Annotated in this window: 22 protein-coding genes; 11 read left to right on the plus strand and 11 right to left on the minus strand. The window is 67.6% G+C overall.

Annotation, left to right across the window (positions count from 1 at the left end; translation table 11 throughout):
- Window positions 1-43: 43 nt before the first annotated feature.
- Both DQP58_RS05330 and DQP58_RS05335 read left to right on the plus strand, forming a co-directional pair.
- The gene (locus DQP58_RS05330) at window positions 44-652 is read left to right on the plus strand and encodes a TetR/AcrR family transcriptional regulator (protein ID WP_112707446.1); all 609 of its coding nucleotides are present in this window, start codon (window positions 44-46) and stop codon (window positions 650-652) included.
- Window positions 653-755: 103 nt separating this feature from the next.
- On the plus strand, window positions 756-3,959 hold the full coding sequence (locus DQP58_RS05335) for an ATP-binding protein (RefSeq protein ID WP_240629571.1): 3,204 nt from the start codon (window positions 756-758) through the stop codon (window positions 3,957-3,959).
- A gap of 22 nt (window positions 3,960-3,981) precedes the next feature.
- Here DQP58_RS05335 and DQP58_RS05340 read toward each other — a convergent pair whose 3' ends face one another.
- The 6 genes from DQP58_RS05340 to DQP58_RS05365 all read right to left on the minus strand — a co-directional run bounded on the left by DQP58_RS05340 (window position 3,982) and on the right by DQP58_RS05365 (window position 11,207).
- The gene (locus DQP58_RS05340; RefSeq protein WP_430915696.1) at window positions 3,982-4,617 is read right to left on the minus strand and encodes a TetR/AcrR family transcriptional regulator; all 636 of its coding nucleotides are present in this window, start codon (window positions 4,615-4,617) and stop codon (window positions 3,982-3,984) included.
- 43 nt (window positions 4,618-4,660) lie between these two features.
- Complete coding sequence (locus DQP58_RS05345) at window positions 4,661-5,950, minus strand: lipase family protein (RefSeq protein WP_165827800.1); 1,290 nt, start codon at window positions 5,948-5,950, stop codon at window positions 4,661-4,663.
- A gap of 153 nt (window positions 5,951-6,103) precedes the next feature.
- Window positions 6,104-6,913 (minus strand): polysaccharide deacetylase family protein, encoded by an 810-nt coding sequence (locus DQP58_RS05350; RefSeq protein ID WP_066868462.1) that lies wholly within the window; start codon window positions 6,911-6,913, stop codon window positions 6,104-6,106.
- Window positions 6,914-7,168: 255 nt separating this feature from the next.
- Entirely contained in the window at window positions 7,169-8,569 is a 1,401-nt protein-coding gene (locus DQP58_RS05355; protein ID WP_112707448.1) for an alpha/beta hydrolase-fold protein, read from the minus strand.
- Window positions 8,570-8,742: 173 nt separating this feature from the next.
- Window positions 8,743-10,998 (minus strand): heavy metal translocating P-type ATPase, encoded by a 2,256-nt coding sequence (locus DQP58_RS05360; protein WP_112707449.1) that lies wholly within the window; start codon window positions 10,996-10,998, stop codon window positions 8,743-8,745.
- The gene (locus DQP58_RS05365) at window positions 10,995-11,207 is read right to left on the minus strand and encodes a heavy-metal-associated domain-containing protein (RefSeq protein WP_112707450.1); all 213 of its coding nucleotides are present in this window, start codon (window positions 11,205-11,207) and stop codon (window positions 10,995-10,997) included. The genes DQP58_RS05360 and DQP58_RS05365 overlap by 4 nt, the downstream gene beginning before the upstream one ends.
- Before the next feature lie 125 nt (window positions 11,208-11,332).
- Here DQP58_RS05365 and DQP58_RS05370 point away from each other — a divergent pair, with 125 nt between their 5' ends.
- Window positions 11,333-11,803 (plus strand): SRPBCC family protein, encoded by a 471-nt coding sequence (locus tag DQP58_RS05370; protein ID WP_112707451.1) that lies wholly within the window; start codon window positions 11,333-11,335, stop codon window positions 11,801-11,803.
- On the opposite strand, the gene DQP58_RS05375 is transcribed toward DQP58_RS05370, so the two are convergent.
- Complete coding sequence (locus DQP58_RS05375) at window positions 11,804-12,364, minus strand: pyridoxamine 5'-phosphate oxidase family protein (protein ID WP_112707452.1); 561 nt, start codon at window positions 12,362-12,364, stop codon at window positions 11,804-11,806.
- 159 nt (window positions 12,365-12,523) lie between these two features.
- Between DQP58_RS05375 and DQP58_RS05380 the strand changes: the two genes are divergently transcribed.
- The 6 genes from DQP58_RS05380 to DQP58_RS05405 all read left to right on the plus strand — a co-directional run bounded on the left by DQP58_RS05380 (window position 12,524) and on the right by DQP58_RS05405 (window position 20,263).
- On the plus strand, window positions 12,524-13,135 hold the full coding sequence (locus DQP58_RS05380) for a TetR/AcrR family transcriptional regulator (protein ID WP_112707453.1): 612 nt from the start codon (window positions 12,524-12,526) through the stop codon (window positions 13,133-13,135).
- Window positions 13,136-13,202: 67 nt separating this feature from the next.
- Window positions 13,203-13,697 (plus strand): DUF417 family protein, encoded by a 495-nt coding sequence (locus DQP58_RS05385; protein ID WP_112707454.1) that lies wholly within the window; start codon window positions 13,203-13,205, stop codon window positions 13,695-13,697.
- A 159-nt stretch (window positions 13,698-13,856) separates the two neighbouring features.
- Window positions 13,857-15,656, plus strand: a complete 1,800-nt coding sequence (locus DQP58_RS05390; RefSeq protein ID WP_112707455.1) for a flavin-containing monooxygenase — start codon at window positions 13,857-13,859, stop codon at window positions 15,654-15,656.
- Window positions 15,653-17,218: a flavin-containing monooxygenase gene (locus DQP58_RS05395; RefSeq protein ID WP_112707483.1), complete on the plus strand. Its 1,566-nt coding sequence runs from the start codon at window positions 15,653-15,655 to the stop codon at window positions 17,216-17,218. Before DQP58_RS05390 ends, DQP58_RS05395 begins: the two co-directional genes overlap by 4 nt.
- A gap of 178 nt (window positions 17,219-17,396) precedes the next feature.
- The gene (locus tag DQP58_RS05400) at window positions 17,397-18,470 is read left to right on the plus strand and encodes a sulfate ABC transporter substrate-binding protein (RefSeq protein ID WP_112707484.1); all 1,074 of its coding nucleotides are present in this window, start codon (window positions 17,397-17,399) and stop codon (window positions 18,468-18,470) included.
- Window positions 18,471-18,493: 23 nt separating this feature from the next.
- Complete coding sequence (locus DQP58_RS05405) at window positions 18,494-20,263, plus strand: SulP family inorganic anion transporter (protein ID WP_240629575.1); 1,770 nt, start codon at window positions 18,494-18,496, stop codon at window positions 20,261-20,263.
- Here DQP58_RS05405 and DQP58_RS05410 read toward each other — a convergent pair.
- The 4 genes from DQP58_RS05410 to DQP58_RS05425 form a co-directional block, all read right to left on the minus strand.
- On the minus strand, window positions 20,260-21,096 hold the full coding sequence (locus tag DQP58_RS05410; protein ID WP_112707457.1) for an SDR family oxidoreductase: 837 nt from the start codon (window positions 21,094-21,096) through the stop codon (window positions 20,260-20,262). The genes DQP58_RS05405 and DQP58_RS05410 overlap by 4 nt on opposite strands.
- Window positions 21,097-21,160: 64 nt before the next feature.
- On the minus strand, window positions 21,161-22,465 hold the full coding sequence (locus DQP58_RS05415; RefSeq protein WP_112707458.1) for a sodium/calcium exchanger protein: 1,305 nt from the start codon (window positions 22,463-22,465) through the stop codon (window positions 21,161-21,163).
- A 236-nt stretch (window positions 22,466-22,701) separates the two neighbouring features.
- Window positions 22,702-23,523, minus strand: a complete 822-nt coding sequence (locus tag DQP58_RS05420; protein ID WP_112707459.1) for an SDR family NAD(P)-dependent oxidoreductase — start codon at window positions 23,521-23,523, stop codon at window positions 22,702-22,704.
- Window positions 23,524-23,892 (minus strand): nuclear transport factor 2 family protein, encoded by a 369-nt coding sequence (locus DQP58_RS05425; RefSeq protein ID WP_240629572.1) that lies wholly within the window; start codon window positions 23,890-23,892, stop codon window positions 23,524-23,526.
- A gap of 115 nt (window positions 23,893-24,007) precedes the next feature.
- On the opposite strand from DQP58_RS05425, the gene DQP58_RS05430 reads away from it, so the two are divergent.
- Both DQP58_RS05430 and DQP58_RS05435 read left to right on the plus strand, forming a co-directional pair.
- Window positions 24,008-24,883, plus strand: a complete 876-nt coding sequence (locus tag DQP58_RS05430; protein WP_112707461.1) for an IclR family transcriptional regulator — start codon at window positions 24,008-24,010, stop codon at window positions 24,881-24,883.
- A 9-nt stretch (window positions 24,884-24,892) separates the two neighbouring features.
- Window positions 24,893-25,849, plus strand: a complete 957-nt coding sequence (locus DQP58_RS05435; protein ID WP_112707462.1) for a LysR family transcriptional regulator — start codon at window positions 24,893-24,895, stop codon at window positions 25,847-25,849.
- Window positions 25,850-25,887 lie beyond the last annotated feature (38 nt).

The following is a 25,887-nucleotide window of genomic DNA, read 5'->3' on the forward strand; positions in this document are numbered from 1 at the left end:
ACTTACAAACAGGCTGTCTGTTCGTAAGTTACCAACAGACTGTATGGAAAGCAAGAGACGGACCCAGGAAGAGCGCTCCGCGGCGACCCGCGACGCGCTGATCGCGGCTGCCCGCAAGCTGTGGGGGCTGCGGGGTTACGCCGAAGTGGGGACGCCGGAGATCGCGACCGCCGCGGGGGTCACGCGGGGCGCGATGTACCACCAATTCGCCGACAAGGCAGCGCTTTTCCGCGACGTCGTCGAGGTCGTCGAGCAGGACGTGATGGCGCGGATGGCCGTGGCGGTGGCCGAATCCGGGGCCGCCACGCCGGCCGACGCGGTGCGAGCCGCGGTCGACGCGTGGCTCGACGTGTCCGGCGATCCCGAGGTGCGCCAGCTGATCCTGCTGGATGCGCCGAGCGTGCTCGGCTGGGCCGAATTCCGTGATGTCGCCCAGCGCTACAGCCTGGGCATGACCGAGCAGATGCTCACCGAGGCGATTCGGGCCGGCCAGCTGGCCGAGCAGCCGGTGCGGCCGTTGGCGCACGTGCTGATCGGGGCACTCGACGAGGCGGCCATGGTCATCGCGACGGCCGACGACCCGAAACGGACCCGCCGAGAGACCGGCCAGGTGCTGCACCGGCTCATCGACGCGATGTTCGACGTGCGCTGACGGCCGTCGGCGGTTCGCTGAGCTGCTGAATATCAGGCTGCTGAGGCGTCGATGGTGGGACGATATTCACGTGACGGACGGCTGGGGCATGCCGGCGGAGAGCGTGAGTACCCATAGCGAGCTCGACGCATCGATCGACGAGCTGGTCGATCGCGCCGTGTCCGCAATCAATCGTGGTGACCCGACGACGGCGACGGCCTTGGCCGGTCAGGTACTTGCCATCGACCAGGCGAATGCCGACGCCGAGGACTTGCTGTCGGCCGCGCCCGGTGTGGGAGGCGAGATCCGGCGGCTCACCATTCTGTTCGCCGACGTGGTCGATTCAACCGTGTTGTCGACCCGCGTGGAGCCGGAGATTTATCGCCTGGTGGTGGGAGGCTACCGGGATATCGTTTCTCGCACGGTTGACGGGTACGAGGGTCACATCGGCTCCACCAAGGGCGACGGATTGCTGGCGGTGTTCGGTCACCCGACTGCGCATGAGAACGACGTCAAACGGGCGGTGCACGCAGGACTGGACATCGCCCGCGGGGTAGCAAGGCTCAGCGAGCAGACCCACCGCCGGTTCGGATTCGACATCGCGGTGCGCGTAGGGGTGCACCGCGGGCTGGTGTACCTGGACACCGCACAGGACGATGTGTACGGGTTGGCGGCGAACTTGGCTGCCCGCCTGTCGGGACTCGCGGCGCCGAATTCGGTGGTGGTTTCCGATCCGGTTGCGGCATTGGTGCGCAACGACTTCGAGCTCGAAGAGCAGCCCGCCGCCCCGGTCAAGGGCGTGGCCGGATTGATCGCTCACCACCGCGTCGACAGCGAACGTGCTGACCGACCGGCGCGCGTCCACGGACCTCTGGTGGGCCGCCATCGCGAGCTGACCCAGCTGCACACACACTGGCGGCGCGCACAAGCGGGCGCGCTCAAAACCCCCGGGCTGTTCTTCTGCGGCGAACCGGGCGTCGGCAAGAGCCGGCTCGTAGCCGAAGCCACGGACCTGGTGAGGCAGTCGGGCGCGGAAGTTCTAGAGCTGGCCGGGTCGCCCTTCCACCCCCACGTGGGCTTGCACCCGGTTCGCGTTCTGCTGGAGCGACGGTGCGGCATAACTCGCGAAATCGATCCGACGGAGCGGCTGCGTCTGCTGCGAGCCGAAATAGTTGCGCGCGAGCTCGATCCGAATACCGCCCTGCCCGCGCTCGCACCGGTGTTGGGAATCGGACCCGAACACGGCTATGAACCTCTCGAAGCCGAGGGCCGCAGGTTGGAGCAGTCGATCGCCGCGACGGTGCGCGACTACCTCACGGCCTGCCTGAGCGATGCGCCGGCGCTGCTCGTCGCCGAGGACCTGCAGTGGTTCGATCCCCCGACGCTGGATGTGGTCGGGGCGATGCTGAACGCCGGCAGTGGACAGCTACTCGTCGTGCTAACCAGTCGTGACGAGAAGTCGCTACCGAACGATTGGCGGCTAGAGCAATTCGACTTGTCGCCGTTGACGGACGAAGAGGCCGACGTGCTCATCGGCGCACTGGACCCGACAGCAAGCGCCGAAGAGCGCGCAGAGGTACGACGCCGTTGCGACGGGGTGCCCTTCTACATCGAGCAGGTCCTGGCGGGGTTGCACATGGCGCCGTCGGACGGCACACAGGTGCCCGACGCGCTGTATGAACCGCTTTTCGCACAGCTGCGCGCGGGCAACAATGTGGTGCCGGTGGTGGAGGCCGCCGCGGTCATCGGCCGCAACATCGATCGATCGCTGTTGATCGCGGTGGTGGACCTCGACGAGCAAGAGGTCGACGAAGTCATCGACCGTCTCATGGATGCGGGCGTGTTCGAACGCACCGGAAACGCCGGCTGCCGTTTCCGCCATGAGCTGCTTCGCGAGGTCGCCGACGAACTCGCTCCGCCGAGCGTGCGGCGCACGCTGCATGCGAAGGTCGCCGACGCCTTGATCAACACCATGACCGGTGACCCCGACTGGCCATTGGTTGCCTCGCATTACGAGCGGGGCGCCCGCCACGCCGATGCCGCGTCGGCCTACCAACGGGCGACGGCCGCAGCACGTCGCCGCGGCGCCCTCGCCGAAGCCCGCACCTACCTGACCCACGCCCTCACCCAAGTTGAGCAATGCCCGCCCGGCCCGGACCGCGACCACCGCGAGATCGCCCCGCGGCTGGAACGCGGCTACCTCACTGCCACCGCCGAAGGGGCCCAAAGCCCGGTTGCCGCTGCGGATTTCGAGCGCTGCCTACAGCTTGCGGGCACAAATCTGCGCGACGATGAACTGTTTGCGACGCTGCCCGCCGTAGGCGCCTACTACCTTTGGCGTTCGGACCTGCGCCGGGCCGATTCGCTGTTACGGGCCGCACAGGCGGCCACCGCGGATGGCCGAGAATGGTTCCGGCCGGCTCTCGCCGGCTCGGCGGGAATCGTGGCGTGGCTACGCGGTGAATTCGACAGCGCTAGGGCATATTTCGAACAGGCGACGGGTTTAGTTGAGGAATACGAACAGCGGATCCAGGCCATTTGGTTCGTCCCGCATGACCCGGTGGCCCTGGCACACGAACACCTGGCCTGGCACCTCTTGGTGCAAGGCGATCTCACCGGCGCCGAGGTGCAGCTCAAGCGCGCCGTCGACCGCGCGAGCCAGCTCGGTTATCCACAAAGGCCCTATAACCATCTCTACGCCATCGACATGGACATCTGGGTCTGCGCCGAGACCGCTCAGTACGATCGCGCTCGCGAACTGGTCCACGAAATAGCCGACACCGCAGACCGATACGGGCTCGACTATCTGTATTGGCAGCTGCTCGGCGAGACCGAAAAAGCGATGGTCGACGGGCGGGCCGCTATCGCTGCGCGCAATCGCGATCCCGCCTCGCTGGGTCCACACATTGAGGCCATGACGCAGGTGATCGAGGTCTGGCAAGCGCTCGGGGCCAGCACGTATAGGCCCTTCTATTGGTGCATTCTGGGACGGCTGTTGATTGCCGGCGAGCAGGTGGACCAGGCCCGTGCCCGTCTCGACACCGCGCTCCAATTCGCAGCCGACACCGGCGTGCGTTTTTACGACGCCGAACTGCTGCGGGCCCGGGCGCAGACCCACGCGGGGTCGAATGCGCGCGCCGATGACCTCGCCGCCGCCCGCGAGGTCGCCCGCCGCCAAGGTGCGCGGCTCTTTGAAATCCGCGCGAGCCTCGACGATTTCGAGCTGCGCGGCGAGCCGGCGCGAAGGCAGCTTATTGATGCCATCGGGAAGATCCCAAAAGACAGTCGGCTTCCCGAGCTTGCACGGGCGCGTGCGGTCCTTCGATAGTTCTGTGCCAGCGACAGTTTCGTCAGTCTGCGCGAACCGCGGCTACGCCCGCGATGACGCCCTGGATCAGGCGGTCCAAGCGCTCGGCATCGTCGACGGCCGGCTGGCCCGCGACGAAGGTCAACATGATGCCGTTGATGAACGCCAGGGTGGCGGTTGCCTGGTCATCGACCAGGTCCGGATCCGGCGCGCTGTCGGCGGTATGCCATTGGGTGACGACACTGCGCGCCAACGCGTAGAGCCGGTCGGCGGATTCGTTGAGCGCAGCGGCCAGTTCCGGGTCGCGGCCGGCCAGCAGCGCGAGTTCATAGCGGGCCTTGGCGCGCGTCAGCCAGGGTTCGCTGTTCACGTACATGACGATGCGGGCCAGGCCAGCGGTGCCGGCGAACTGGGTCGCGTGATTCTCGGCGAGCTCGGCCATCATCGAGAAGTCGGCGATGTCGAGCTCGGCCAGCCGTGTCGCCATGGCGTGCACCAATGCCTTGCGGGTCCGAAAATAGAACGACGTGGTGCCGGCCGGCACTGCGGCGTGGTCGTCGACCTTGGGATGACTGACGCCGTGCACACCGTTGGCGCCCAGCAGCTCGATCGCGGCGTCGGCGAGCTGGCGGCGCCGCTCCGGCGCGTTGTGCTTTCTACGTGCAGCGATACGCCCCAGTTTATCCGGCGGAGGCGGCGGCGGCCCGGATCGCGCGAATCCGTTAGAACTGACCGCAGTTCGGCGTGGTGGGCTCGCCGTTGAAGCGCGCGGCGATCCATTGCATGGCCGGTTCGCCGTCGACCAGCATCGGCAGCGCGTGGTTGATGACGAGCTTGTTGAGGAAGGGTGGCTCTTCGTTGGTGCGGAATTCGACGTCGGCGTCCTGGGCGCACCAGTCGCGGCCCAGCTGGTTGGCCGCGGTCCAGGGCACCAGCGGGTCATAGCGATTGCTGTCGATCATGACCGGCGCGTTGGGTTTGAAGCGCCCGAGCCGTTGAGCCTCGAACAGGCTGTTGAACGGCTCCTCGTTCACCAGCTGGTTGATGTCCTCGGTGAAATAGGGCTGAATGTGGCGAAACATGAAGTCCAGCAGGGTTTGTCCGACGCATTGCCGCGATACCGATTCCAGCATTGCCAACCCGCGGGGCGTCATCTTGGAGCGGATGATGTCGGCGAACTCCGGATAGGCCGCCATGACGCTGTTGAGGGCATACCCGACGACACCGACGAGCGCGCTGCCGTCGGCGTAGGGCAACAGTTCCTTGAGGTTGGCCGGAGGTGCGCCGGCGTAGGTGCCCACGATGTGGAGGTCCGGGGCGTATTGGGAGGCGAGCTCGGCGGCCGATGCGGTCGCGCCACCGCCTTGCGAGTAGCCCCAAAACGCTACCGGCCCATGCGGATCCAACGACGTCGCGGGCAGCCGCATGGCCGCGCGGGCCGCATCGAGCACGGCCTGACCCTCGGCCACCCGGCCCACATAGGTGTGCATGGACGGGGTGCCCAGACCCTGATAGTCGGTCATCACGATGGCGAAGCCACGCGCGACCATCGTCGCGACAAACAGCTCCTCGTAGTTGAACATGATGTCCCAGCCACCCGAGTAGTGGATGCCCTGGTTGAACATTCGTGACGGGGCGCACTGATTGCCCTGGCCCTGGGTGCCGGGCGCGTAGCTGATCAACGGCCGCGGTCCGCGCCCGGGCCAGTCGTTGTAGGGCTCGAAGTAGGTGCCCGTGACCGCGATGGGATTGCCGCGGGTATCGGTGCTGCGGTACATGATCCGGGTGCCGGTGGCCATGATCGCGCCCAGTTGTCCGGAGGGTTCCAGCACAAGCCGCGACGGCTCGGTACGGATCAGATCGCCGGGCTGGCCGGGCGGTAGCGGGTCAGGCGGGGTGTAGAAGTCCGCGTACTGCGGTTCGTCACCGCCGTCGGCCCGCGCATTTCCCACTCCCACGAGTGCGCACGCAATTACCAGCAGTGCTGCGAAAACTCCCCCGGCCCGATGCATTACGGAACGGTAACAATCACCGGGCCGCCAGCGGAAGGGCAATCTCTAAAATTTTAGAGATCAAATTCTCCGGCGCATGTTTTTGGCCGAAGAATTGCCAGGTGGTGCGGTGGCGCCCGGCGCATGAAGCCGGAATCCGTTGACTAGCAGTCGCTACGGCGTCTTGAGGAAGACGTCGTTGAGCGTGACGGTGCGCAGGTTCCGGTCGCGGATGATGTCGACGAGTTGCGGGTAGACGTGCGTGACCGGCAGATGATTGAGGTGCCCGATCACGATGGCCTGCGGCGTGAAGTACTGATCGGCCATCTGGACGATGTACTCCTCGGTGATCAGCGTCGAGTCCGACAGCGAGCCCGACCACAGCGTCGGGACGTGGTAACCGAGGTCGGCGGCCACCGCATCGACGGCGGCGTTGCGCTTGGCGTATGGCGGCCGCCAGTACGGCTTGGCGCCGATGCCGTACGTCTTCTTCAGGAACGCGTCGTTGCGGGAAAGCTGTTCTGCCACTTGCTCTTTGGTCAGTGTGGTCATGTCAGGGTGTGACCAGGTGTGGTTGCCGAGCTGGATCTGACCGCTGTCGACCAGCGGCCGAAGCAGCTCCAGGTTGTCGGTCCACGAGTCGTAGATCCCGTTCACGAAATAAGTCAGCCGTATGCCGGTGTCCTTGGCGAACTGCGTGTAGGCGCGCACCACGTCGCTGTTGACGCCGTCGTCGACGGTCAGCGCCAGCAGGTCACCCTCGCCCGGGAGCTTCATCAGGGCGCCGCCGCCGGGCAGCGGGATGCGGGCGCTGGGCGGCGGGGGCGGTAATAGGGCCCGCGGGGCGGTCGGTCCGGAGGTCGGCACGTCGGCCGCCGGCGTCTGGGCAAAGGTGCGTGGCTGCGGATCGACGATCAGCCGGGCGGCGCCGACGCCCGCGACGACAGACGCGGCGAGCGATCCCAGGAACTGGCGGCGGTTCATGGCTGACAAGCGACGGCGTCGATCAAATGATCACGAGGCGATGAAAATGGCGAATTCGGCCCGAGGATTTGCACCCGGATTGTGGCGCGCTGCGCACCAAGCGGGTCCACGCGGGAACCGCCGTTGATGCAAAACATCGAGGCCACAGCAGCGAACCGTACCATTCGCCGTGCCGAGAAGTCGGCTCCGTTACGGGAGGGTCAGCTGTGAATTTCGCCGACCCTGGCTAATTCACGGTCCGGGCCGGCGGGTGAATCAGTGCGGTTCCCCGGCGGCCCGTTGCGGCAATTGCACCGGTTCGGTGCTCGGTGTGCCCAGCGTCGAGGCCAGCCAGGGCAGTGCCGTGGCAAACGCCTGGGCGGCGAACGGCCAGTCGTGCTTGCCCGGTTGGGTGACCACCGCGCAGGCGATGCCGTGGGCGGTGCCGACGGCGCACAGCGAGTTCGCCGCGGCGTCCTGGCCTTCGGGGTTGGCGGCGGGATCGCTGCTGGAGGCGGTGAGCGTGGGATTGGCTTCCTGCGCGACCGTGCGCGCCTCCGTCGACGAGGGCACGTCGAACCATCCCGACAGGCCTTCGTAGTGGCCGTGCTTCGTCATGACGGTGACCGGGTCGAAGGCGGCCCACGCCTCGTGATTGCCGCCGAAGAGGCGGGCGACGGTTTGATCTGTGGAGCCACCGTTGGGCCCGCGGTCACCCGCGATGTCCACGAACGCGCTGAACAACTCGGGGTGCATGACGGCCAGGTCCACCGCGCAGGTACCGCCCATCGACCATCCGGCGACGCCCCAGTTGGCGCGGTCGGTGCTGACGCCGAAGTTCGACACCATGAAGGGCTCAATGTCCTTGGTCAGATGATCGGCGGCGTTGCCGCGGGGGCCGTTGACGCACTCGGTGTCGTTGTCGAAGGAACCGGTGGGGTCGACGAACACCAGCACCGGGGAAAAGCCGTGGTGGGCGGCCGCGAAGTTGTCGATGGCGGTGAACGCGCCGCCCGGGCCCAGCCAGTCTGCCGGGGTGTTGAAGGCGGAGCTGATCATCATGACCGCCGGCAGCCGCGGCGGCGGATTGCTGTTGAACCAGGCCGGTGGCAGGTAGACGAGCTCTCGGCGGTGGGTGAAGTGCGAACCAGAGGGGCCCTTGTCGTCGATGTCCACCGGCACCACCACGCCCTTGGTCGGCCTGGTTCCGGCGATCTGCATCTCGGTCACCCGCAACCGGTCGATCTGGTCGGGCAGCGGCACCGACGTCAGCTGGTTCCACGCGGCGAGCGCGGTCGGAAAGTAACCGACCCAGCCATTCAGCGCCATGCCGGCACACAGGACGCACAGCGGTATCGACACCATCGCCACCCCGCGACGCCACCAGCGGACGCCCCGCCACCCCACCAGGAAGACGGCGGCGGCCAGGCCGCTCATCGCGATCCAGAGCCACAGCGTCGTCGGCGCCGGGTCGCCGGCCACCCCGAGCGAGGTGATGTACCACCGCGCCAGCAGGGTCACCGCGACGGCCGCGATCAGCGCGACCGGCAGCACCCGCTTGAGCCAGCTCCCGGCACGCCATTGGATCGCCACGAGCAGCACGAGCAGCGCCAGCCCCTGCACGGCCGGCGGAAACCAGCCATGCAGCAGGGACAGTTGTCCGAAGAACTGCTCCAACGGTCGTGACCTTCGCTAGATCGATCGCTGTGCGGGGGTGCGGTGAATATCCGAGGGCCGGTTCGGGGTCATCGAAGACGGCGGCCGGACCAACTATCCCATACGATCGCGGTCCGTCAGCCGACCGTTTGAGCGTGTGGGCCGAGCAAGGTCCGCTCGACTCCCTGCCGCGCTCATGCGTCGTCGACGACGCTGGTGAACGAGCGCAGCCGCAGGCTGTTGCCGACGACGAGAAGGCTGGAGGCGGCCATCGCGGCGCCGGCGAACATCGGGTTGAGCATGCCAAGCGCAGCCAGCGGGATGGCGGCGAGGTTGTACCCGAACGCCCACAGCAGGTTCGTCTTGATCGTGGCCAGCGTCCGCCGGGACAGCCGGATCGCGTCCACAGCGGCCCGCAGGTCACCGCGGACGACCGTGAGATCGGCGGCTTGGATCGCGACGTCGGTACCGGTGCCCATCGCCAGGCCCAGATCGGCGGCGGCCAGCGCCGCGGCGTCGTTGACGCCGTCACCGACCATGGCGACCACCTTGCCCTCCGATTGCAGGCGTTGCACCGCGGTGACCTTGTCGACGGGCGTCGCGTCGGCGATGACCTGCGCGATCCCGAGCTCGTCGGCGATGCCGGCGGCGACGCCCGCGTTGTCGCCGGTCAGCAGCACCGGCGTAAGGCCAAGTCGGGTGAACTGCCGGACCGCCTCGGCGCTGGACGGTTTGATCGTGTCGGCGACCACCACGATGCCGCGGGCCAGGCCGTCCCAGCCGACTACCACGGCGGTCTTGCCATCCGCCTGGGCGCGGGCCTTGGCCGCCGACAGCGCGGCGTCGAGGTGCATCCCGCGTCCGCTCAGCAAGCGTTCGCGGCCGACGACGACGGCACGCCCGTCGACCGTGCCCTGTACGCCGTCGCCGTCGATCCCGGTGAAGTCGGTGGGAACGGGCAGCGCGCCGAGTTGGGCCGCGGCGCACCGGGCGATGGCCCGTGCGACGGGATGCTCGGAGGCGTCTTCCAGGGCCCCGGCGTAACGCAACAGCGTGCTGCGGTCGGTCTGCGGGCCGGGGATGACGTCGACCAGGGTCATCTTGCCGGTGGTGACGGTGCCGGTCTTGTCGAGCACGATCGTGTCGACGCTGCGGGTGGCCTCGAGCACTTCGGGCCCGTTGATGAGCACGCCGAGCTGAGCGGCGCGTCCGGCGCCGACCAGCAGGGCGGTCGGGGTGGCCAACCCCAGCGCGCACGGGCAGGCGATGATGAGCACCGCGACGGCCGCCGTCAGGGCGGTGGTGATCGAGAAGCCCGCCGCTAGCCAGCCGGCCAGCGTCGCCACCGCGAGGCCGATGACCACGGGAACGAACACCCCCGAGACGCGGTCGGCGAGGCGCTGCGCCCGGGCCTTGCCGGATTGCGCCCGCTCGACGAGCCTGGCCATCTGCGCGAGCTGGGTGTCGTCACCGACCCCGGTGGCGCGCACCACGAGCCGGCCGCCGACGTTGACGGTGGCGCCGGTGACCGCGTCGCCCGCACCGACCTCGACCGGGACGGATTCGCCGGTCAGCATGGCGACGTCGACGGCCGAGGAACCCGCGACGACGATCCCGTCGGTGGCGATCCGTTCCCCGGGACGCACGACGAACTCGTCGCCGATCGTGAGGTGCTCGATCGGGATGCGGGTCTCGGCACCGTCGCGTAGTACCGCGACGTCCTTGGCGCCCAGTGTCAGCAGCTCGCGCAGCGCGGAGCCGGCCGCCCGCTTGGACCGCTTCTCGAAATACCGGCCGGCGAGCACGAACAACGTCACACCCGCGGCGACCTCGAAGTAGACGTGGCACGGGGCGCCGTCGCGCCCGACGGTCAGCTCGAAGTCGTGCTGCATGCCCGGTTGGTCGGCGGCCCCGACAATCAGGGCGTAGATCGACCACAGAAATGCCGCCAGGGTGCCGAGCGAAACAAGTGTGTCCATGGTGGCGACGCCGTGCTTGAGGTTGGTCCAGGCGGCCGCGTGGAAGGGCCGGCCGCACCACACGACGACCGGTGTGGTCAGGGCCAGCGAAACCCAGTGCCAGTGCGGGAAATCCCACGCGGGCACCATGGCCATGGCGATGACGGGCCCGGCCAGCACGATCGCGGTGACCAGCCGCCGGCGCAGCGAGGCCAGCTCCCGGTCATCGGGTGTCGAGCCCTGCGGCAGTGCGGCGGCGTACCCGGCCCTTTCGATCTCGCCGATGAGAATCCGCGGGTCGTAACCGGCGGGGGCCGTGACGGCGGCCTTCTCGGTGGCGTAGTTGACGGTCGCCGCGACGCCGTCGAGCTTGTTGAGCTTCTTCTCGATCCGGGCCGCGCACGAGGCGCAAGTCATCCCGGTGATCTCCAGCTCGATGCGGGACGGGGCGGTTGAGGCGGCGCGATTGATCTGGCGTGGGGGCGTGCTCATGCGACCAGGACGGCCGCATAGCCGGCCTCGTCGACCGCGCCAAGGACGGCATCCGCGTCGATGGGCTGTGCGCTGGTGACGACGAGCCGGCCCGTGGTGGCGCTGACCGCCACGTCCTCGACGCCGGGAATCTGGGCCACCTCGCTCTGGACGGCGGCCTCGCAGTGCCCACAGCTCATCCCGCTCACCCGATATTCGCTGGTGGGCATGCCGCTCCTTCTTCGCTTCCCCGGCAGGTCTTGACCCCTCCATTCTGCCTGCTCGGCCCGGCGGCTATTGGCGCAGGTGGAAGCCGGCGACGGGATTAGGCTGCCGGGTAGCGGAAGGAGACATCATGACCGTCACTGTCGTCGACCGGGGTCCCCGCCAGGTGAGCCGCAGGGTCGACGTTGCCGCCCCGGCGGCGGAGCTGTACGCCTTGGTCGCCGATCCCCGCCGGCACCACGAACTGGACGGATCGGGCACGGTCCGCGACAACATCACCGTGCCACCGCAACTCGTTGCGGGCTCGAAGTTTTCGACGCACATGAAGATGTTCGGCATTCCCTACCGCATCACCAGCACGATTACCGCGTTGATGCCGAACGAACTGGTCGAATGGCGCCATCCGCTGGGTCACCGGTGGCGGTGGGAGTTCGACGCGGTGTCGCCGACCCAGACCACGGTCACCGAGACCTTCGACTACCGCGACGCCGGTGCGCTCAAGAACAAGCTGAAGTACTACGAGCGGATGGGTTTCGCCAAGGCGAACGCCTCGGGCATCGAAGCGACGCTGAGCAAACTGCGTGACCGCTACGCCGGGTGATCAGCCGGCCGCCGGATCGGCTGTGTCCCAGGGCATCACACCCGACACCCAGTGGCTGAGTTCCTTGGCCTGGTCGTTACGGTGCAGATGCCGCGGCGGCGTCGCAAAGGTGGAGTATGGCCGGCAGCGAATGACCACCCGATCCTCGCGTTCACACATCTCCCGGATGTGCGGCCGCGCCTCGTCGCCCAGTGGTTGGCCCGACATCCGACCGCCGACCGCCATCATCACGTCGACCGCCAGATCCCGGTCCCGGTCGAGGGTCGCGTCGGCATAGACCTGCAAATAGGCGAAGGGCCACCGCTCGTCGAGCACGCACAGGCTGACCTTGCCGTCACGTTCGACGATGCGGGCCTTGCCACGACCGGCCATGGTGGAGACGAGCAATTCGTCGGTATCGGTCGGGATGTAGTACACGATCGACATGCCCGGGCCGTCGTTGCGGCGACGGTAGCCGAAGACGCAGGTGCGATGCGTGCGCACGAACTCGCGTCGCTCTGAGGGCAGCATGTCACGGTCGGTGGGAGCGGTAAAGGGTTTCACCGCCAGGGGAAGGAGCATCGCGAATGTCCTTGCTGTCAAGGGGCTTGAATCATGGACCTAATTATGGATACAGTGTCTCCGTAATAGGTCGGGCTGTCAAGCGTCAGGAGAGCCACCTTGCGTGACGCGGACGACACCGACCGGCCGCGCCGCTCTCGGGGGCGCCCGGCTCTACCGATGGAGCGCATCCTGGGCGCGGCCGTCGAGCTCGTCGACGAGCAGGGTCCTGAGGCGTTGTCGATGCGGTCGCTGTCGCAGCGCCTGGAATCGGGCACCGCCACGTTGTACCGCCACTTCTCCAACCGGTCCGAATTGGTGTCACTGGTGATCGACGAAATTCTTGGCGAGGTCGACCTCGACGCGGACGAGCTCGCCGCGATGCCGTGGCAGCAGGCGTGTGTCACGTTCGCGCAGCACATGTTTGACGCGCTGAGCCGGCATGGCAATGTCGCGCCCCTTCTGGTCGAGTACACCCCGATGGGGCCGAACGCGTTGGCCAATCGCGAGCGGTGCCTGGCCGTTCTTCTCGGCAACGGTTTTTCACCGGCGGTCGCCGCCCACGCGTACGCGACGCTGGCGCGCTATGTGCTGGGCTTCGCAATACAACTGGCGGGCGCGGCGTCCGACGGTGCACAGGACGCCGAACTCTCAGCGGCGTTTCACCGGCTCGATCCGTCCCGCTTTCCCGCGACGGTGACCGTCGCCGACGACCTGCCCGTCCCGTTGGCCGACGAGTTTGCGTTCGGGTTGCGGCTCATCGTCGCCGGCCTCGAGCGGTTGCCGGAGTGAACGCAACCGTGCCCTGAACCGTGTGTTGGGGGAACGCCCACGCATTGAGCCGAAAGGACCTCGCCCGATGATCGACCAAACCCTCGCACCGGCCGCGGCGCCGGCACTGACCCGGTGGGGCCAACTCGTCAGCCACTACGGACTGGTGCTTGTTTTGGTGTGGATCGGTTTCGGCAAGTACGTGAAGATGGAGGCCCGGGTGCTGATTCAGCACAGCCCGCTGATGAGCTGGGTCTATGACGTATTCAGCGTCACCTTCGTCGCGTATGCCCTCGGAACGATGGAAATCGTTGCCGGACTGCTCATTGCGGTGCGCCCGCTATGGCCGCGGATTTCGGCGGCCGGCAGCGCCCTGGCGGTGGTGCTGTTCTTGGGCACGTTGAGTTTTCTCTTCACCACGCCGGGTGTGGTCATGACGTACGCCCACGGCGTTCCGGTGCTCTCGGCGCTGCCCGGCCAGTTTCTGCTCAAGGATCTGGTCTTGATCGGGGTGGCGCTGTGGACGCTGGGCGACTCACTGGCGGCGGCAATCGCCGCGGGCAAGGAGCGCGGCCGTCAGTAGCCTCTTGGCCTGCCCTGCGTGGCGGCATTCCGGAAGACCCCAGACATGGTGTCGCGCAACGCCTTAAGGCCACGGCCCGTCGGCAGGCTCCCGCGGTGAGCCCTTGATATGGCGAAGCGATAAATTATAGGGTCGAGGGCACGGAGAGGAACCCAGGCCGTGACCGAGACCGTTCGCCAGGCGCTTGACGTCGACGCGCTGCGGCGCAAGTACGCCGAAGAGCGCGCGCGCCGGTTACGCGCGGATGGCATCGCGCAGTACGTCGAGATGGCCGGCCCGTTCGCCCGATTTGCCGAAGACCCCTGGGTGAACGACGACTACGTCCGCGAACCGCTCGCCGACGAGGTGGACGTCGCCATCATCGGCGCGGGATTCGGCGGGTTGTTGACCGGTGCACGGCTACGCCAGCTGGGCGTCGAAAGCGTGCGGCTCATCGACAGGGCGGCCGACGTGGGCGGCACCTGGTACTGGAACCGCTATCCCGGAATCGCTTGCGACGTCGAGTCGTACGTGTACATGCCGCTGCTCGAGGAGCTCGGCTACACGCCGACCGAAAAATACGCCAAGGGCCCCGAGATCTTCGCCCACTGCCGCCGCATCGCCGAACACTACGACCTTTACCGCGACGCCTGCCTGCGTACCGATGTGCGGGAAATCCGTTGGGACGCGGCACGATCGCGCTGGATCATCCGCACCGACCGCGGCGACGAGATGCGGGCCAGGTTCGTCTCCATGGCCAACGGATATCAGGCCAAGCCGAAGTTGCCGGGCATCGAAGGACTGGGCGCCTTCGGCGGTCATGCGTTCCACACCAGTCGGTGGGACTACGCCTACACCGGGGACCAACTGCAGCATCTGGCCGGCAAGCGCGTCGGCATCATCGGAACCGGTGCCACCGCGATCCAGTGCATACCGCACCTCGGCGCGGCCGCCGGCCGGCTCTACGTCTTTCAGCGCACCCCGTCCTCGGTCGACGTCCGCGCCAATCGCGCCACCGATCCTCAGTGGGCCAACGCATTACGGCCCGGCTGGCAGCGCGAGCGGATACAGAACTTTCAAATCCTGACCGCCGGAGGACAAGCCGACCAGGACATGGTCGCCGATGCCTGGACGAGCATCACCCGCAAGCTGCCCGTGATGCGTCAGGACGGGGAGGGCCTCACCGATCCCGAACAACGCGGCCGTGACATCGAGTTGGCCGACTTCGCCAAGATGGACGAGATCCGCGCGCGCGTCGATGCGATCGTCAGCGATCCCGCGACCGCCGAAGCGCTCAAACCGTGGTACGGCTACTTCTGCAAAAGGCCCTGCTTTCACGACGAGTATCTGCAGACCTTCAACCGGGACAACGTCACCCTGGTGGACACCCGGGGTCGCGGCGTGCAGCGCATCACCGATACCGGCGTGGTGGTCGACGGCGTCGCCTACGAACTCGACTGTCTCATCTTCGCAACGGGTTTCGAGGTCGGCACCGACTATTGCCGCCGCACCGGGTTCGAGCTGATCGGACGTGACGGTGTGACACTGACCGGACACTGGGGCGACGGCGTGCGCACCTTCCAGGGCCTGTGCACGACCGGCTTCCCGAACTGCTTCATTGAAAGCATCGCCCAGGCCGGTCTGACGGTGAACTTCCCGTACCTGCTCGACGTGCAGGCCGGCCACGTCGCGTGGATCATTGCCACCGCGCTCACCGAGGGGATCACCGAAATCGAGGCCGCGCCCACCGCCGAGGCCGCCTGGGTCGACACCGTGGTGTCCCGGTCGGTCGCCAGCGCCGAACGGGCCAGGGTGTGCACGCCCGGCTATTACAACCGGGAGGGCAAGGCCGACACCAAGACTCGGCAGGGCAGCTTCTTCTTCGGCGGACCCACCGAGTACGCCGACATCCTGCAGCGGTGGCGCGCCGACGGCGACCTAAACGGCATGCTAACCCGCCGCGCGGGGTGCCGGCCGTGACGAGTCGAAAAGCCGGCTTCCTCTACGCCATTGGGCGATTGCGCGCGGCGACCCGGCGCCGCCGCGGACCGAAGGTGGCGATCATCGGCGCGGGCTTCGGCGGGCTGGGCGCTGCCGTCGCGCTGCGCCGCGCGGGCATCGACGACCTGGTGATCGTCGAGGCGGCCGACGGAGTCGGCGGCACCTGGCGACGCAACACCTATCCCGGGGCCGCCTGCGACATCCAAAGCCACCTCTACTCGTTCTCCTTCGCCCCCAACGCGTCTTGGAGCCGCACCTACGCGCGCCAGCCCGAGATACTGGCCTACCTCGAATCGGTGGCCGACGATTTCGACCTGCGCCGCCAGCTCATGCTCGACACCACGGTGCGCTCCCTGCACTGGAACCCGCACACCGGCGGGTGGGATTGCCGGCTGGAACGCGGCGGGCGCTCGGCCACACTGACCGCCGACGTCGTCGTGTGCGCGATCGGTTTGTTCGGTTCTGCCAATCGCCCCGACATCGACGGCCTGGGCGACTTCACCGGCCCGGTGCTGCACACCGCGCAGTGGGATCACGACCTCGATCTGGCCGGCCGCCGCGTCGCGGTGATCGGCACCGGCGCCAGCGGGGTGCAGGTCGTCCCCGAACTGGCCAAGACCGCCGGGCGCCTCACAGTCTTCCAGCGCACCCCACCCTGGATGGTGCCCAAGGACGATCGTCCGTACACCGCAACCGAATTGGCCCGCTTCCGGCGCAGCCCGCTCGCGCTGCGCCGCACCCGGTGGCAGATCTGGAAGTTCCAGCACGACAACACCGCGACCTTCGCCGAGGACCCCGTGGTGACCTCGCGCGCCCAGATCGCGACGTCGTTTCTCGAGCGCACCGTCGATGACGAACCGCTGCGCCGGGCGCTGACTCCCGACTATCCGTTCCGGTGTAAACGGGTATTGCTGGGCGACGATTATTACCGGGCGTTGCAGCGCGACAATGTCGAGCTGGTCACCGATCCCATCGCCCGCGTCGGCGCGGCGTCGGTGACCACGGCGACGGGTGCGGAGGTTGACATCGACGTCATTGTCCTGGCGACCGGCTTCGAGACCTCCCGCTACCTTTGCGGCATCGACGTCGTCGGCGCCGGCGGCCGCCGGCTGCACGAACACTGGGGCGACGACCCATCCGCCTACCTGGGGGTCGCGGTCAGCGGATTCCCGAACTTCTTCATGCTCTACGGCCCCAACACCAACCAGGGCGGCAACTCCATCGTCTACATCCTCGAGGCCGGGGCGCGGCTGGTCGCCAGCGCGGTGAGCCGCCTGGCGCGCCGCGGCGGATATCTCGACGTACGCCCAGAGGCCGAAAGGCGGTACAACGACGCACTTTCCGCGGACCTGGAGCGCACCATCTGGACGCGGTGCGACAGCTACTTCCGGTCGCCGACCGGGCGCATCGTCACCCAATGGCCGTACACCGAACTGGACTACGCCCGCCGGACATGGCGGCTGCGGCCAGGGGAGTGGATCCATGGCCGGGTCGGCAACGATGCCGGTGTATCCAGGGTCGGGGTCGGCGCGCAGGGCTGACCGCCCGGACGCATTTCGGCGCCGCGTAATGACCCAACCACGGTGGGCGTATTTATCTTCAGGCTGATTCTCAAGGCTGCCGCCCAGTGGCCCGATAGTTAACATTCTTAAAAAAGTTCGGTGCCACACGCGGCTGTTTGGCACATCATCATGGTCGGTGGTGGAAGGTGTGGTTGACGTGGTGAAACTGCTGCCACCCGATACGGCCCGCCGGCCGCTGCGGCTTCCCTGGCTGAGCCTCCTGGGGGTTCTCGCGATCGTCGTCGCCACGACCGCGATCGTGCTGAAGAACCTTCCGGCGGGTGGTTCGAACGAGATCTTCAACGTGTCCTACGACCCGACGCGCGAATTGTATGCGGCGCTGGACAAACGGTTCGTCGCGGACTACCACGCGCACAACGGAACAACGCTGAGCATAAAGGAGTCTCACGGCGGCTCGGGGCGTCAGCTTCGCAGCGTGCTTGATGGCAGTCAAAGAGCCAGCGTGGTGTCCCTGGCGTTGATCAGCGACATCGACACGCTCAGCAAGCGGGGCCTGATCGCCGGCAACTGGCAACAGCGGCTACCGAACGCCTCGGTGCCCTACACGTCGACCATCGTCTTCGTCGTCCGCAAGGGCAATCCCAAGGGGATCCACGACTGGCCCGACCTGATCGATCCCGATGTGGCCGTGGTGTCCCCGAATCCGCGGACGTCCGGCAACGGTCAACTGAGCGTGTTGGCGGCCTGGGGTGCGGTCACCACCCGCGGTGGCAGCCCTGCGCAGGCGACCGCGTACGTGAAGTCGCTACTGCAACACGTTGCCGTTTCCGATGCCGGTGCCCGCAGCGCCGGAGACAGCTTCGCGCTGGCCAAGATCGGCGATGTCCAGCTGACGTGGGAGAACGAGGCGCTGCGCGAGGTCGCGGCGAACAAGGACGAGCTCGAGCTCGTCTACCCGCCGGTCAGCATCCTCGCTCAGCCCGCGGTGGCCTGGGTCGACGCGAACGTGACCGATCCCGCGACGGCGGCCCACGCGAAGGCGTACCTCGACTACCTGTTCACCGACGCGGCTCAGGAACTGGTGGCGCAATACGGGTACCGGCCCTTCAAGCCGGCGATCCTGGCCAAGCATGCCGACCGGCTGCGCCCGCTGACCCTGTTCCCGATCAGCGCCATCGCCAAGGACTGGAGCGACGCGCGGGAACAGTTCTTCGGCACCAACGGAATCCTGGACACGATCTCGGCGCCCGCCGCGGCGTCGGGTGCTTAGCGAAAGACGTCGACATCGTGGGTGTGCGTGTGAATTACGACCTGGTGAAGGGTCGGCATGATGTGATCGCCGGGCTGACCGTCGCCGCCATATCGTTTCCCCAGGCGATGGCCTACGCCCTGATCGCCGGGGTGGACCCGAGATTCGGCGTGTACTCGGCGATCGTCGTGACCATCGTCGCCTCGATCTTCGGGTCGTCCTCGCATCTGATCAACGGGCCGACGAGCGCCATCTCGCTGCTGGTGTTCACGGCGCTGGCCTTCATCGACTCCGAGAACTCCAAGGAGCTCTTCGAGGCGCTTTTCCTGCTGGCCGTGCTGGTGGGTGCGTTTCAGATCGTGATCAGCCTGTTCAAGCTCGGCAACCTCACCCGCTACATTTCCGAGTCGGTCATCATCGGCTTCATGGCGGCCGCGGCGTTCCTGCTCGCCATCGGACAGCTGGGCAACGCGCTGGGAGTGCGCGACAAGGGCAACGGTCACATGCAGGTCTTGCGCCGCGTCTGGCTCACCCTCACCCACGGCGATCACATCAATTACCGCGCACTGACTTTGAGCGCGGCGGCGGTGGTGCTGGCCGTCGTCCTGCGTAAGCTGGTGCAACGCTACGGTTTGCCGCAGGTCGACATGCTCGCGGTGCTCGTCATCACCGCGCTCATCGCCTACCTCGCCGAGTGGTCGACGCCGGGCGCGGGCGGCCACACCGCGGTGTCGGTGGCCGCCAAGATCCCGCGCAGCCTGCCCGGGCCGCACGTCCCCGAGGTCCACCCGGAGTGGCTGCCGCATCTATCGACCGGCGCGCTGGCCATCGCCTTCGTCGGCATCATCGAGGCGCTGTCGATCGCCAAAGCCATTGCCTACCAGACACAACAGAAGATCGACTACAACCGCCAGATCATGGCCGAAGGCCTGGCCAACCTGACCGGCGGCTTCTTCCAAAGCCTGCCCGGTTCGGGTTCATTGTCGAGGTCGGCGATCAACTTCCAGTCCGGCGCTGCGACGAGATTCTCCGGAATCGTCTCGGCCGCAACGGTTGCCGCGGCGCTGCTGCTGTTCGCCCCGCTGCTGCGCTACGTTCCGCAGCCGGCGCTGGCCGGGCTGCTGTTGGTGACTGCGGCCCGCCTGGTCGATTTCAAGCGCCTGATCTACACGCTCAGGGCGTCCCGCTATGACGCCGGGCTGGTGATCGTCACGGCCTTCACCGGTATCGCCGTCGACCTCGACAAGTCGGTGCTGCTCGGGGTGATCCTGTCGATCCTGCTGTTCGTGCCGCGGGCGGCCAAGCTCAAGTCCAAGGAACTCGTCGTCACGCCCGAACGCGTTGTCCGCGAGCGCATTCCGGGTGACTCGCCGGATCCCTCGATCGTCATCTACGACCTCGAAGGCGAGTTGTTCTTCGGAGCGGCACCCGAACTCGACCGCTACCTGTCGGCGATCAATCAGCGAATCACCGACGGCGGCATCGCGTTCGTGGTCCTGCGGCTCAAGCGGGTGCGCCACCCGGACGTGGTCTGCATCGAGCGCATCGAGCACTTCCTGCGTGAGGTGACCGAGCGCGGCGTCACGGTCCTACTGGCCGGGGTGCGCGACGATACGCTCGGCGTCTTGAACAACGTGGGGTTCAAGAGCTGGTTCCCGGCCGAGCAGGTCTTCCCCGAAGAAGACGAGGAATTCTCGGCCACCCTCAAGGCGGTGCGCTACGCCCACAACAGGTTGGCGGAACTGAAGGTCAAGGAGCCCTTCACCAGCGCGCCCGAACTCGCCCCGCACACTGAGTTGTACTACCTGGTCTAGCCGCCGGCGGCCACCCGGGCCCGTTCGGTCATCGAGGCGATGACCCCGCCGTCGTTGAGGATGTCGGTGCCGGTGAGGTATCCGGCCTTGTCGCTGGCGCAAAAGGCGAGGAGCTCGCCCATCTCCTCCGGCTTGCCCCACCGCGGGACCGCGGCGTTGGCGACCATCGCGCCGGCGCCGGCCTGCTCCTCGAGCCGGCCCATCTCGGTGTCGATCGAACCCGGCGACACGGAGACGATGCGCAGTCCGCGGGCGTTGAAGCGCTCCGCCTGCGCCTGGCTGTACCACTTCACGAAGCTCTTGCTGATGGCGTATGCCAGACCCGATCGCGCGTCTTCGGGGGCGATCTCGCATGCCGCGAGCATGGCGGCCATGAAGGCGTCCAGGTCATCCAGCGCCCGCGGAAACTGTTCTGCCGGAACGATTTCCGCGGGCAACACGTGCGCCGCCATCGATGCCACGTTGACGATCGCGGCGCCCTCGTCGGCGACCGAGAAGAACTCCTCGTTCACGTTGACGGTGCCGACGGCGTTGGTTCGCATGACGTAGTCGGCGGCACCCATGCTGGGGCTCACCCCTGCGGTATGGATGACGGAGACCACCGCACCCAGACCCCCGGCGGTCTTGAGCAGATCTGCGACCGCCTGCCGGTCGGTGACATCGCAATTGACCACCGTGGGGGTGATCCCGATGTCCTGCAGCGCCGCGGCCGCGGCCGCCAGCCGGTCCTGCCTGATGTCACACAGCACCGGGGTGTGGTCGCGGCCGACGACTTTCGCCGTGGCCTGCCCCATGCCACCCGCGCCGCCTGTGATCACCGACACTCGATTCATACCCGGACCGTATATGCCGGGCGATCGCCAACTCGGGACCGGGGTGGCTCGTGGGTGACGGGGGCTAGTGCGGGCGGACGGAACCGTCGGCTTCGAGGTGGGGGTGACCGCCGTGCCGGATGGCCGTGCCGACGAACGGCGCTGTGAGCGTGCCGGCCACGTGGCGGCGATTGATGATCAGCGCCGCGATAGCCACCACGGCGTAGACACCGCAGAGCAGTAGCCGCCCCTGCGTCGAGAAGATCGGGAACTGGACGACGAACAGGCCGAGCAGTGTGCACGCGGCGGCCCGGTTGAACCGCAGCGCGAGGATCAGCGCCACGCCCATCATCGTCTGGGTGGCGGTCAGCAGCACCTCCTCCACCTGGCGGGGGTCGAGTTGCAGGGAGAACCCGCCGCCGCCCAGCAGATGGGCGATCGGCAACGACCCGATCAGCAGGGTCCACTGGTTGACCTTGGAGGAGATCAGCGTGGCGATGGCCGCCGTGCCCTTGCCGCGGGTGGCGAAGATGATCGCGATGATGAATTCCGGCGCTTCGGAGGCCAGCGGCGCCAGCCACTGCACCAGCAGGAAGCGGTTGATGCCGAGTTCGGCGCCGGCGGCAACAAGGTTGTCTGCAAAGGGCTTGGCGCACAGCAGGATCACCCCACCGGACACCAGGAAGAGGCCGATCACGGCGGCGCGTCGACGACCGTCGGGCAGCTCCCCCAGAGCGGCCGCGGTGCCGATAAGATCGGGCTCTTCGACGCTGCCGTGGCTGATTTTGTACAGGTAGAACCCGAACCAGGCCAGCAACGCCAGCCCCAACCCGAGATGGATCTGGCCGCTCGCCGGGATGACGAAAGCGATCACGCCGGCGATCAACAGGAAGCCGAGTTCGACGCGGTTTGCTGGCTCGAGCGTCAACCCGGTGGGCTTGTCCGAACCGGACTTGCGGGCGACGAGGATGCTGACCAGCACCACGACCGGCCAACCCAGACCCATCAACAATCTGTTGGACCCGGTCATGTTGGCCGCGGCGTACTGGGTGTAATCCGTGTTGTGGCCGGACACGAAGGCGTAGTAGAGGTCGACGGCGTATTCGGGCAGCACCGCGATCAAGGCGAGCAGCGCCGTCGCGAGCCCACCGGAGACGTCGATCTGGGCCGCCTCGGCCGCCCACGCCAGCAAGAAGCTGGCCGCCACCACCGCGGCTCCGAAGATCAGCAGGGCCAGCACGGCGCCGGTGTGCAAGCCGGCCACGCGGACGACCACCGCCGGGGCGACGAACGCGCCGGTGATCAGTCCGGAACGGGTCAGGGTGCGGCGCCGCCGGCTGGCCGTCGGCGCGACGGTGGCGGCGGGCCTGTCTGTGGCGAGCATCGTCATCCTTCGCACTGGCGATCGGGTGGCTTACGTCGACGCGGTGGCCGTGGTGAACCGGTTACCCAACGTACCCGCGGCGGGCGCGGTCAGCAACGCAGTGGGTCCACGAAAGTGGCGCCGCACCCGAGCCTATATTTGCTGTACAGGGAAGTGCGCCTGCAAAAGTTAGGCTGCCCTGATTTCGAACTTTGGCAAACCTCGCGTGCGCCGGCGCGCCGCGCAGCGAACAGCCGAGCTGCTCATTGGGCGTCCGGACCCATGGCGGCGGCGGCCGCCTGCGCGAAGAGCTCGACGGCCTGATTGCGGCTCAGCGACGCGAGCAGCTGCGCGGCGGCACGCATGGTGTCGCCCACCATCAGGGTCGGGCCGTTGCCGAGGTTCTCGAACGCCTCGGCGATGACGTCGGACACGGCCGCCGCGTCCGAGGGCACCTCGTCGGGGGAGCCGATCTGACCGCGGCTGTATTCGAGCGCGCGCAAGGCCGGGGTGTTGGTCTTGCCCAGGATGAGGCCCAGGACGTCGACGCCCTTGTCGTGCAGCTCGGCCCACAGCGCCTCGGCGAAGACCATGTCGAAGGCCTTGGAGGCGCCGTAGGCGACCATGTTGGGTCCACCGGCCAGCCCCGCACCGGATCCGAAGATGACGATGCCGCCGCTGCCTCGCGCCACCATCGCGGGCGCGAAATGGTGACACAGCTGCATGGGCACCATGCAGTTGCGTTGCACCATCGATTCGGCGGCTTCGATCGAATTGGCAAGGAAGGGCTGGAAATTCGGGTCCGCGCCCGCGCAATACACGAGCATCCCGATCTCCAGGCCAGCGGTTGCCACCGCGACCGCCGCCGCCGCCCCGGGCCGCGCCAGATCGATTGCGACGGTGCGGGTTTGCGCCGATGTCTTGGCTTCGATCTCGGCCGCGACCCGGTCGAGAACGGCTTGCCGGCGGGCCAGCAGCACCACGTTGACACCGCGCTCGGCGAGCCCTTCGGCGAACGCCGCGCCCACGCCGTCGGACGCGCCGGCCACCAGCGCCCACGGCCCGTATTTCGTCGCGAATGTCATCTAGCCGCCCCCGACCGTGGTGATGCGAACCTGGGTGTAGCGACGGCGGGCGATGCGCCATCCCGCCGGCGTGCGCACGATGTCGTCGTCGTAGAAACCGATCGCGTTGACGCCAGAGCTGTTGTCGCCGGCCATGATCAGGCCGTCGATATAGGTGCGCGCGGTGGCGGTGTCGCCGTGCAGCGTGATGGCCTGGTTGGTCAGGCGGTGCAGCGTATGCCCCGCCAGCGCGTGCACCTGCTCCATGAAGTCGGCCACGGCATCCACGCCGGTGCTCAAGGTGCGTAAGAGCAACTCACCCGGTCCGGGCTCGGGATCCGGTGTCTCCCGGACCTGTAACCGGCCGTCGCGCAACACCACAGCGTGCAATGCGTTAACTTTCTCGAATAATCGATATAGAATCTCGAATGTTCGTACAACTTTAAGAACGCCGTCGCAAAGGAGTCAAGCGATTCGCGGGTCGACGTCAGCGCCGACCGCCCGGGTGCTCGATGTCGTCGAGCTGCTGGCGCGGTCGGCGGGCGCGCGGCTGCGCTTCTCCGACGTGGTCCGCGAACTCGATCTCACCCAGGCGACCGCGCACGCGATCCTGAAGACGTTGTGCGACCGCGGTTGGGCCAGTCGCGACCCGATCACGAAAACCTTCGCCCTCGGCCCGGCGCTGGCCGTGGTGGCGGCGCGCACGGACACGGCCCGGCCGCTCGCGCATGCGGCGCGGTCCGCGGCGCTGCGACTCTCCCGCGAGGTCGGCTACGCCTGTTCGGTGGTCGAGAAGTTCGGTGACTCCTTGGTGGTCACCGCCTTTGAGGGCGAACCCGCCACTCAGCCGTCGGGGATACCGGGGGATCGGATTCCCTATGCGCCGCCGTTCGGCGTCGCGATGGCGGCCTGGGACACCGAGGAGGAGCAGCGCGCGTGGATCCGGCGTGGCGCGGGCGGCAATCCCGACCGCACCCAGCGCCTCCAACAGGTGTTGGCGCACACTCGCGAACGGGGTTTCGACGTCGACTGGACGACGCCGGCGCTCGCGCAGGCGGTGCAGGTGGTCGGCACCCTGGACAGCAGCGAGATGCCGACTCCGGTGCGCCACATCATGGACCAGCTGCTGGTCGAGTTCACCACCATCGGGTTTCTTTCCGACGACAACCCGGGCCGCCGCAAGCAACCCGTGGTGACGATCGCCGCACCGGTCTTCGACGAGCGGGGCCGCGTCGCCCTCATGGTGGCCGTACACCCGCTGTGCGCGTTGAGCGCGCGACAGATTCGGGACATCGGGAAACATCTGACCGACCAGACGACCGAGCTCAGCGGATCGCCACCGCGGGCGGGCGCGATCGAAGGGGCAGGTGGGGCGACTTAAGCTCGACACATGGAACTGCGGCAGCTGCGCTATTTCGTCGCGGTCGCAGAGGAATTGCACTTCGGTCGCGCCGCCCAGCGCCTGCACATTTCGGGACCGGCGTTGTCGCAGCAGATCATCGCGTTGGAGCGCGAAGTGGGCACCGATTTGTTGGTGCGGGACCGGCGCAGCGTCCGGCTGAGCGAGGCCGGCCGTACGTTTCTCCCGGACGCGCGCAGGATTCTGGCGCTGGCCGACGACGCCAAGCACCGGCTGCAGCGGACCGCCGCGCAAAGCTCCCCGGTGCGGCTCGGGTACGTCAGCTGGTTGCCCGACGACATCGACGCCCTGGTGGGGTCCGCGGTGGCCTTGCGGCTGGACGAGTGGGTGTTGCCGTCACACGTGCAGGCGGACCGGGTGGCCGAGGGCACCCTCGACATCGCGTTGGCCTGGATCACCGACGCGCAGGCCAAGCAGCGGGCATTGACTCCGCACCTGCTTCGCGCCGAGCCGCTGAGCGCGGTCGTTCCAGGGACCACCTCATCGGAACCGATTGGCGCACAGCATGTCAGCGTCCTCGTCGACGACGACGTGTCGGCATGGTCATCGTGGAATCGGTTCGCCGAAGCCTTCGCCGCCGACACCGGCGCACGCGTCGTAGGAATCAACGACGGCGGCATCACCGGCGACGCGTTCTACGCGCACGTCCGCAAGATCGCGGGCGCCGTGCTGGCGTCACCCAAGCGCCACACCGCGGCGCTCCCGCCCCGGTTGAGCCGGCGCCCCGTCGCCGACCCGATACCGCTGTGGACGTGGTCGTTGCTGCATCGCCAGGACGATGACCGGCCCAGTGTGCGCGGTGCCGTGACGTCGCTGCTGGCGGCTGCGCGCGGTCGTGACTGGCTGACCCCGCCCACCGGCCGGTGGTGGACTCCGGCCGACGATCCCCACCGGGGCGTCCTGGAAACCGGCGCCGGCGTGCGGTGAGAACTTTCGTCAACCACTCATAAGAGATGGATCGTGGA

Origin of the sequence: Mycobacterium colombiense (assembly GCF_003284975.1) — a bacterium.
GTDB classification, from domain to species: Bacteria; Actinomycetota; Actinomycetes; order Mycobacteriales; family Mycobacteriaceae; genus Mycobacterium; species Mycobacterium europaeum_A.

Coding starts and splice junctions, on each gene's coding strand:
- DQP58_RS05330 (WP_112707446.1), top strand. CDS start 44: ATGGAAAGCAAGAGACGGACCCAGGAAGAGCGCTCCGCGGCGACCCGC.
- DQP58_RS05345 (WP_165827800.1), bottom strand. CDS start 5,950: ATGCATCGGGCCGGGGGAGTTTTCGCAGCACTGCTGGTAATTGCGTGC.
- DQP58_RS05350 (WP_066868462.1), bottom strand. CDS start 6,913: ATGAACCGCCGCCAGTTCCTGGGATCGCTCGCCGCGTCTGTCGTCGCG.
- DQP58_RS05360 (WP_112707449.1), bottom strand. CDS start 10,998: ATGAGCACGCCCCCACGCCAGATCAATCGCGCCGCCTCAACCGCCCCG.
- DQP58_RS05365 (WP_112707450.1), bottom strand. CDS start 11,207: ATGCCCACCAGCGAATATCGGGTGAGCGGGATGAGCTGTGGGCACTGC.
- DQP58_RS05370 (WP_112707451.1), top strand. CDS start 11,333: ATGACCGTCACTGTCGTCGACCGGGGTCCCCGCCAGGTGAGCCGCAGG.
- DQP58_RS05375 (WP_112707452.1), bottom strand. CDS start 12,364: ATGCTCCTTCCCCTGGCGGTGAAACCCTTTACCGCTCCCACCGACCGT.
- DQP58_RS05380 (WP_112707453.1), top strand. CDS start 12,524: ATGGAGCGCATCCTGGGCGCGGCCGTCGAGCTCGTCGACGAGCAGGGT.
- DQP58_RS05385 (WP_112707454.1), top strand. CDS start 13,203: ATGATCGACCAAACCCTCGCACCGGCCGCGGCGCCGGCACTGACCCGG.
- DQP58_RS05410 (WP_112707457.1), bottom strand. CDS start 21,096: ATGAATCGAGTGTCGGTGATCACAGGCGGCGCGGGTGGCATGGGGCAG.
- DQP58_RS05415 (WP_112707458.1), bottom strand. CDS start 22,465: ATGACGATGCTCGCCACAGACAGGCCCGCCGCCACCGTCGCGCCGACG.
- DQP58_RS05420 (WP_112707459.1), bottom strand. CDS start 23,523: ATGACATTCGCGACGAAATACGGGCCGTGGGCGCTGGTGGCCGGCGCG.
- DQP58_RS05435 (WP_112707462.1), top strand. CDS start 24,893: ATGGAACTGCGGCAGCTGCGCTATTTCGTCGCGGTCGCAGAGGAATTG.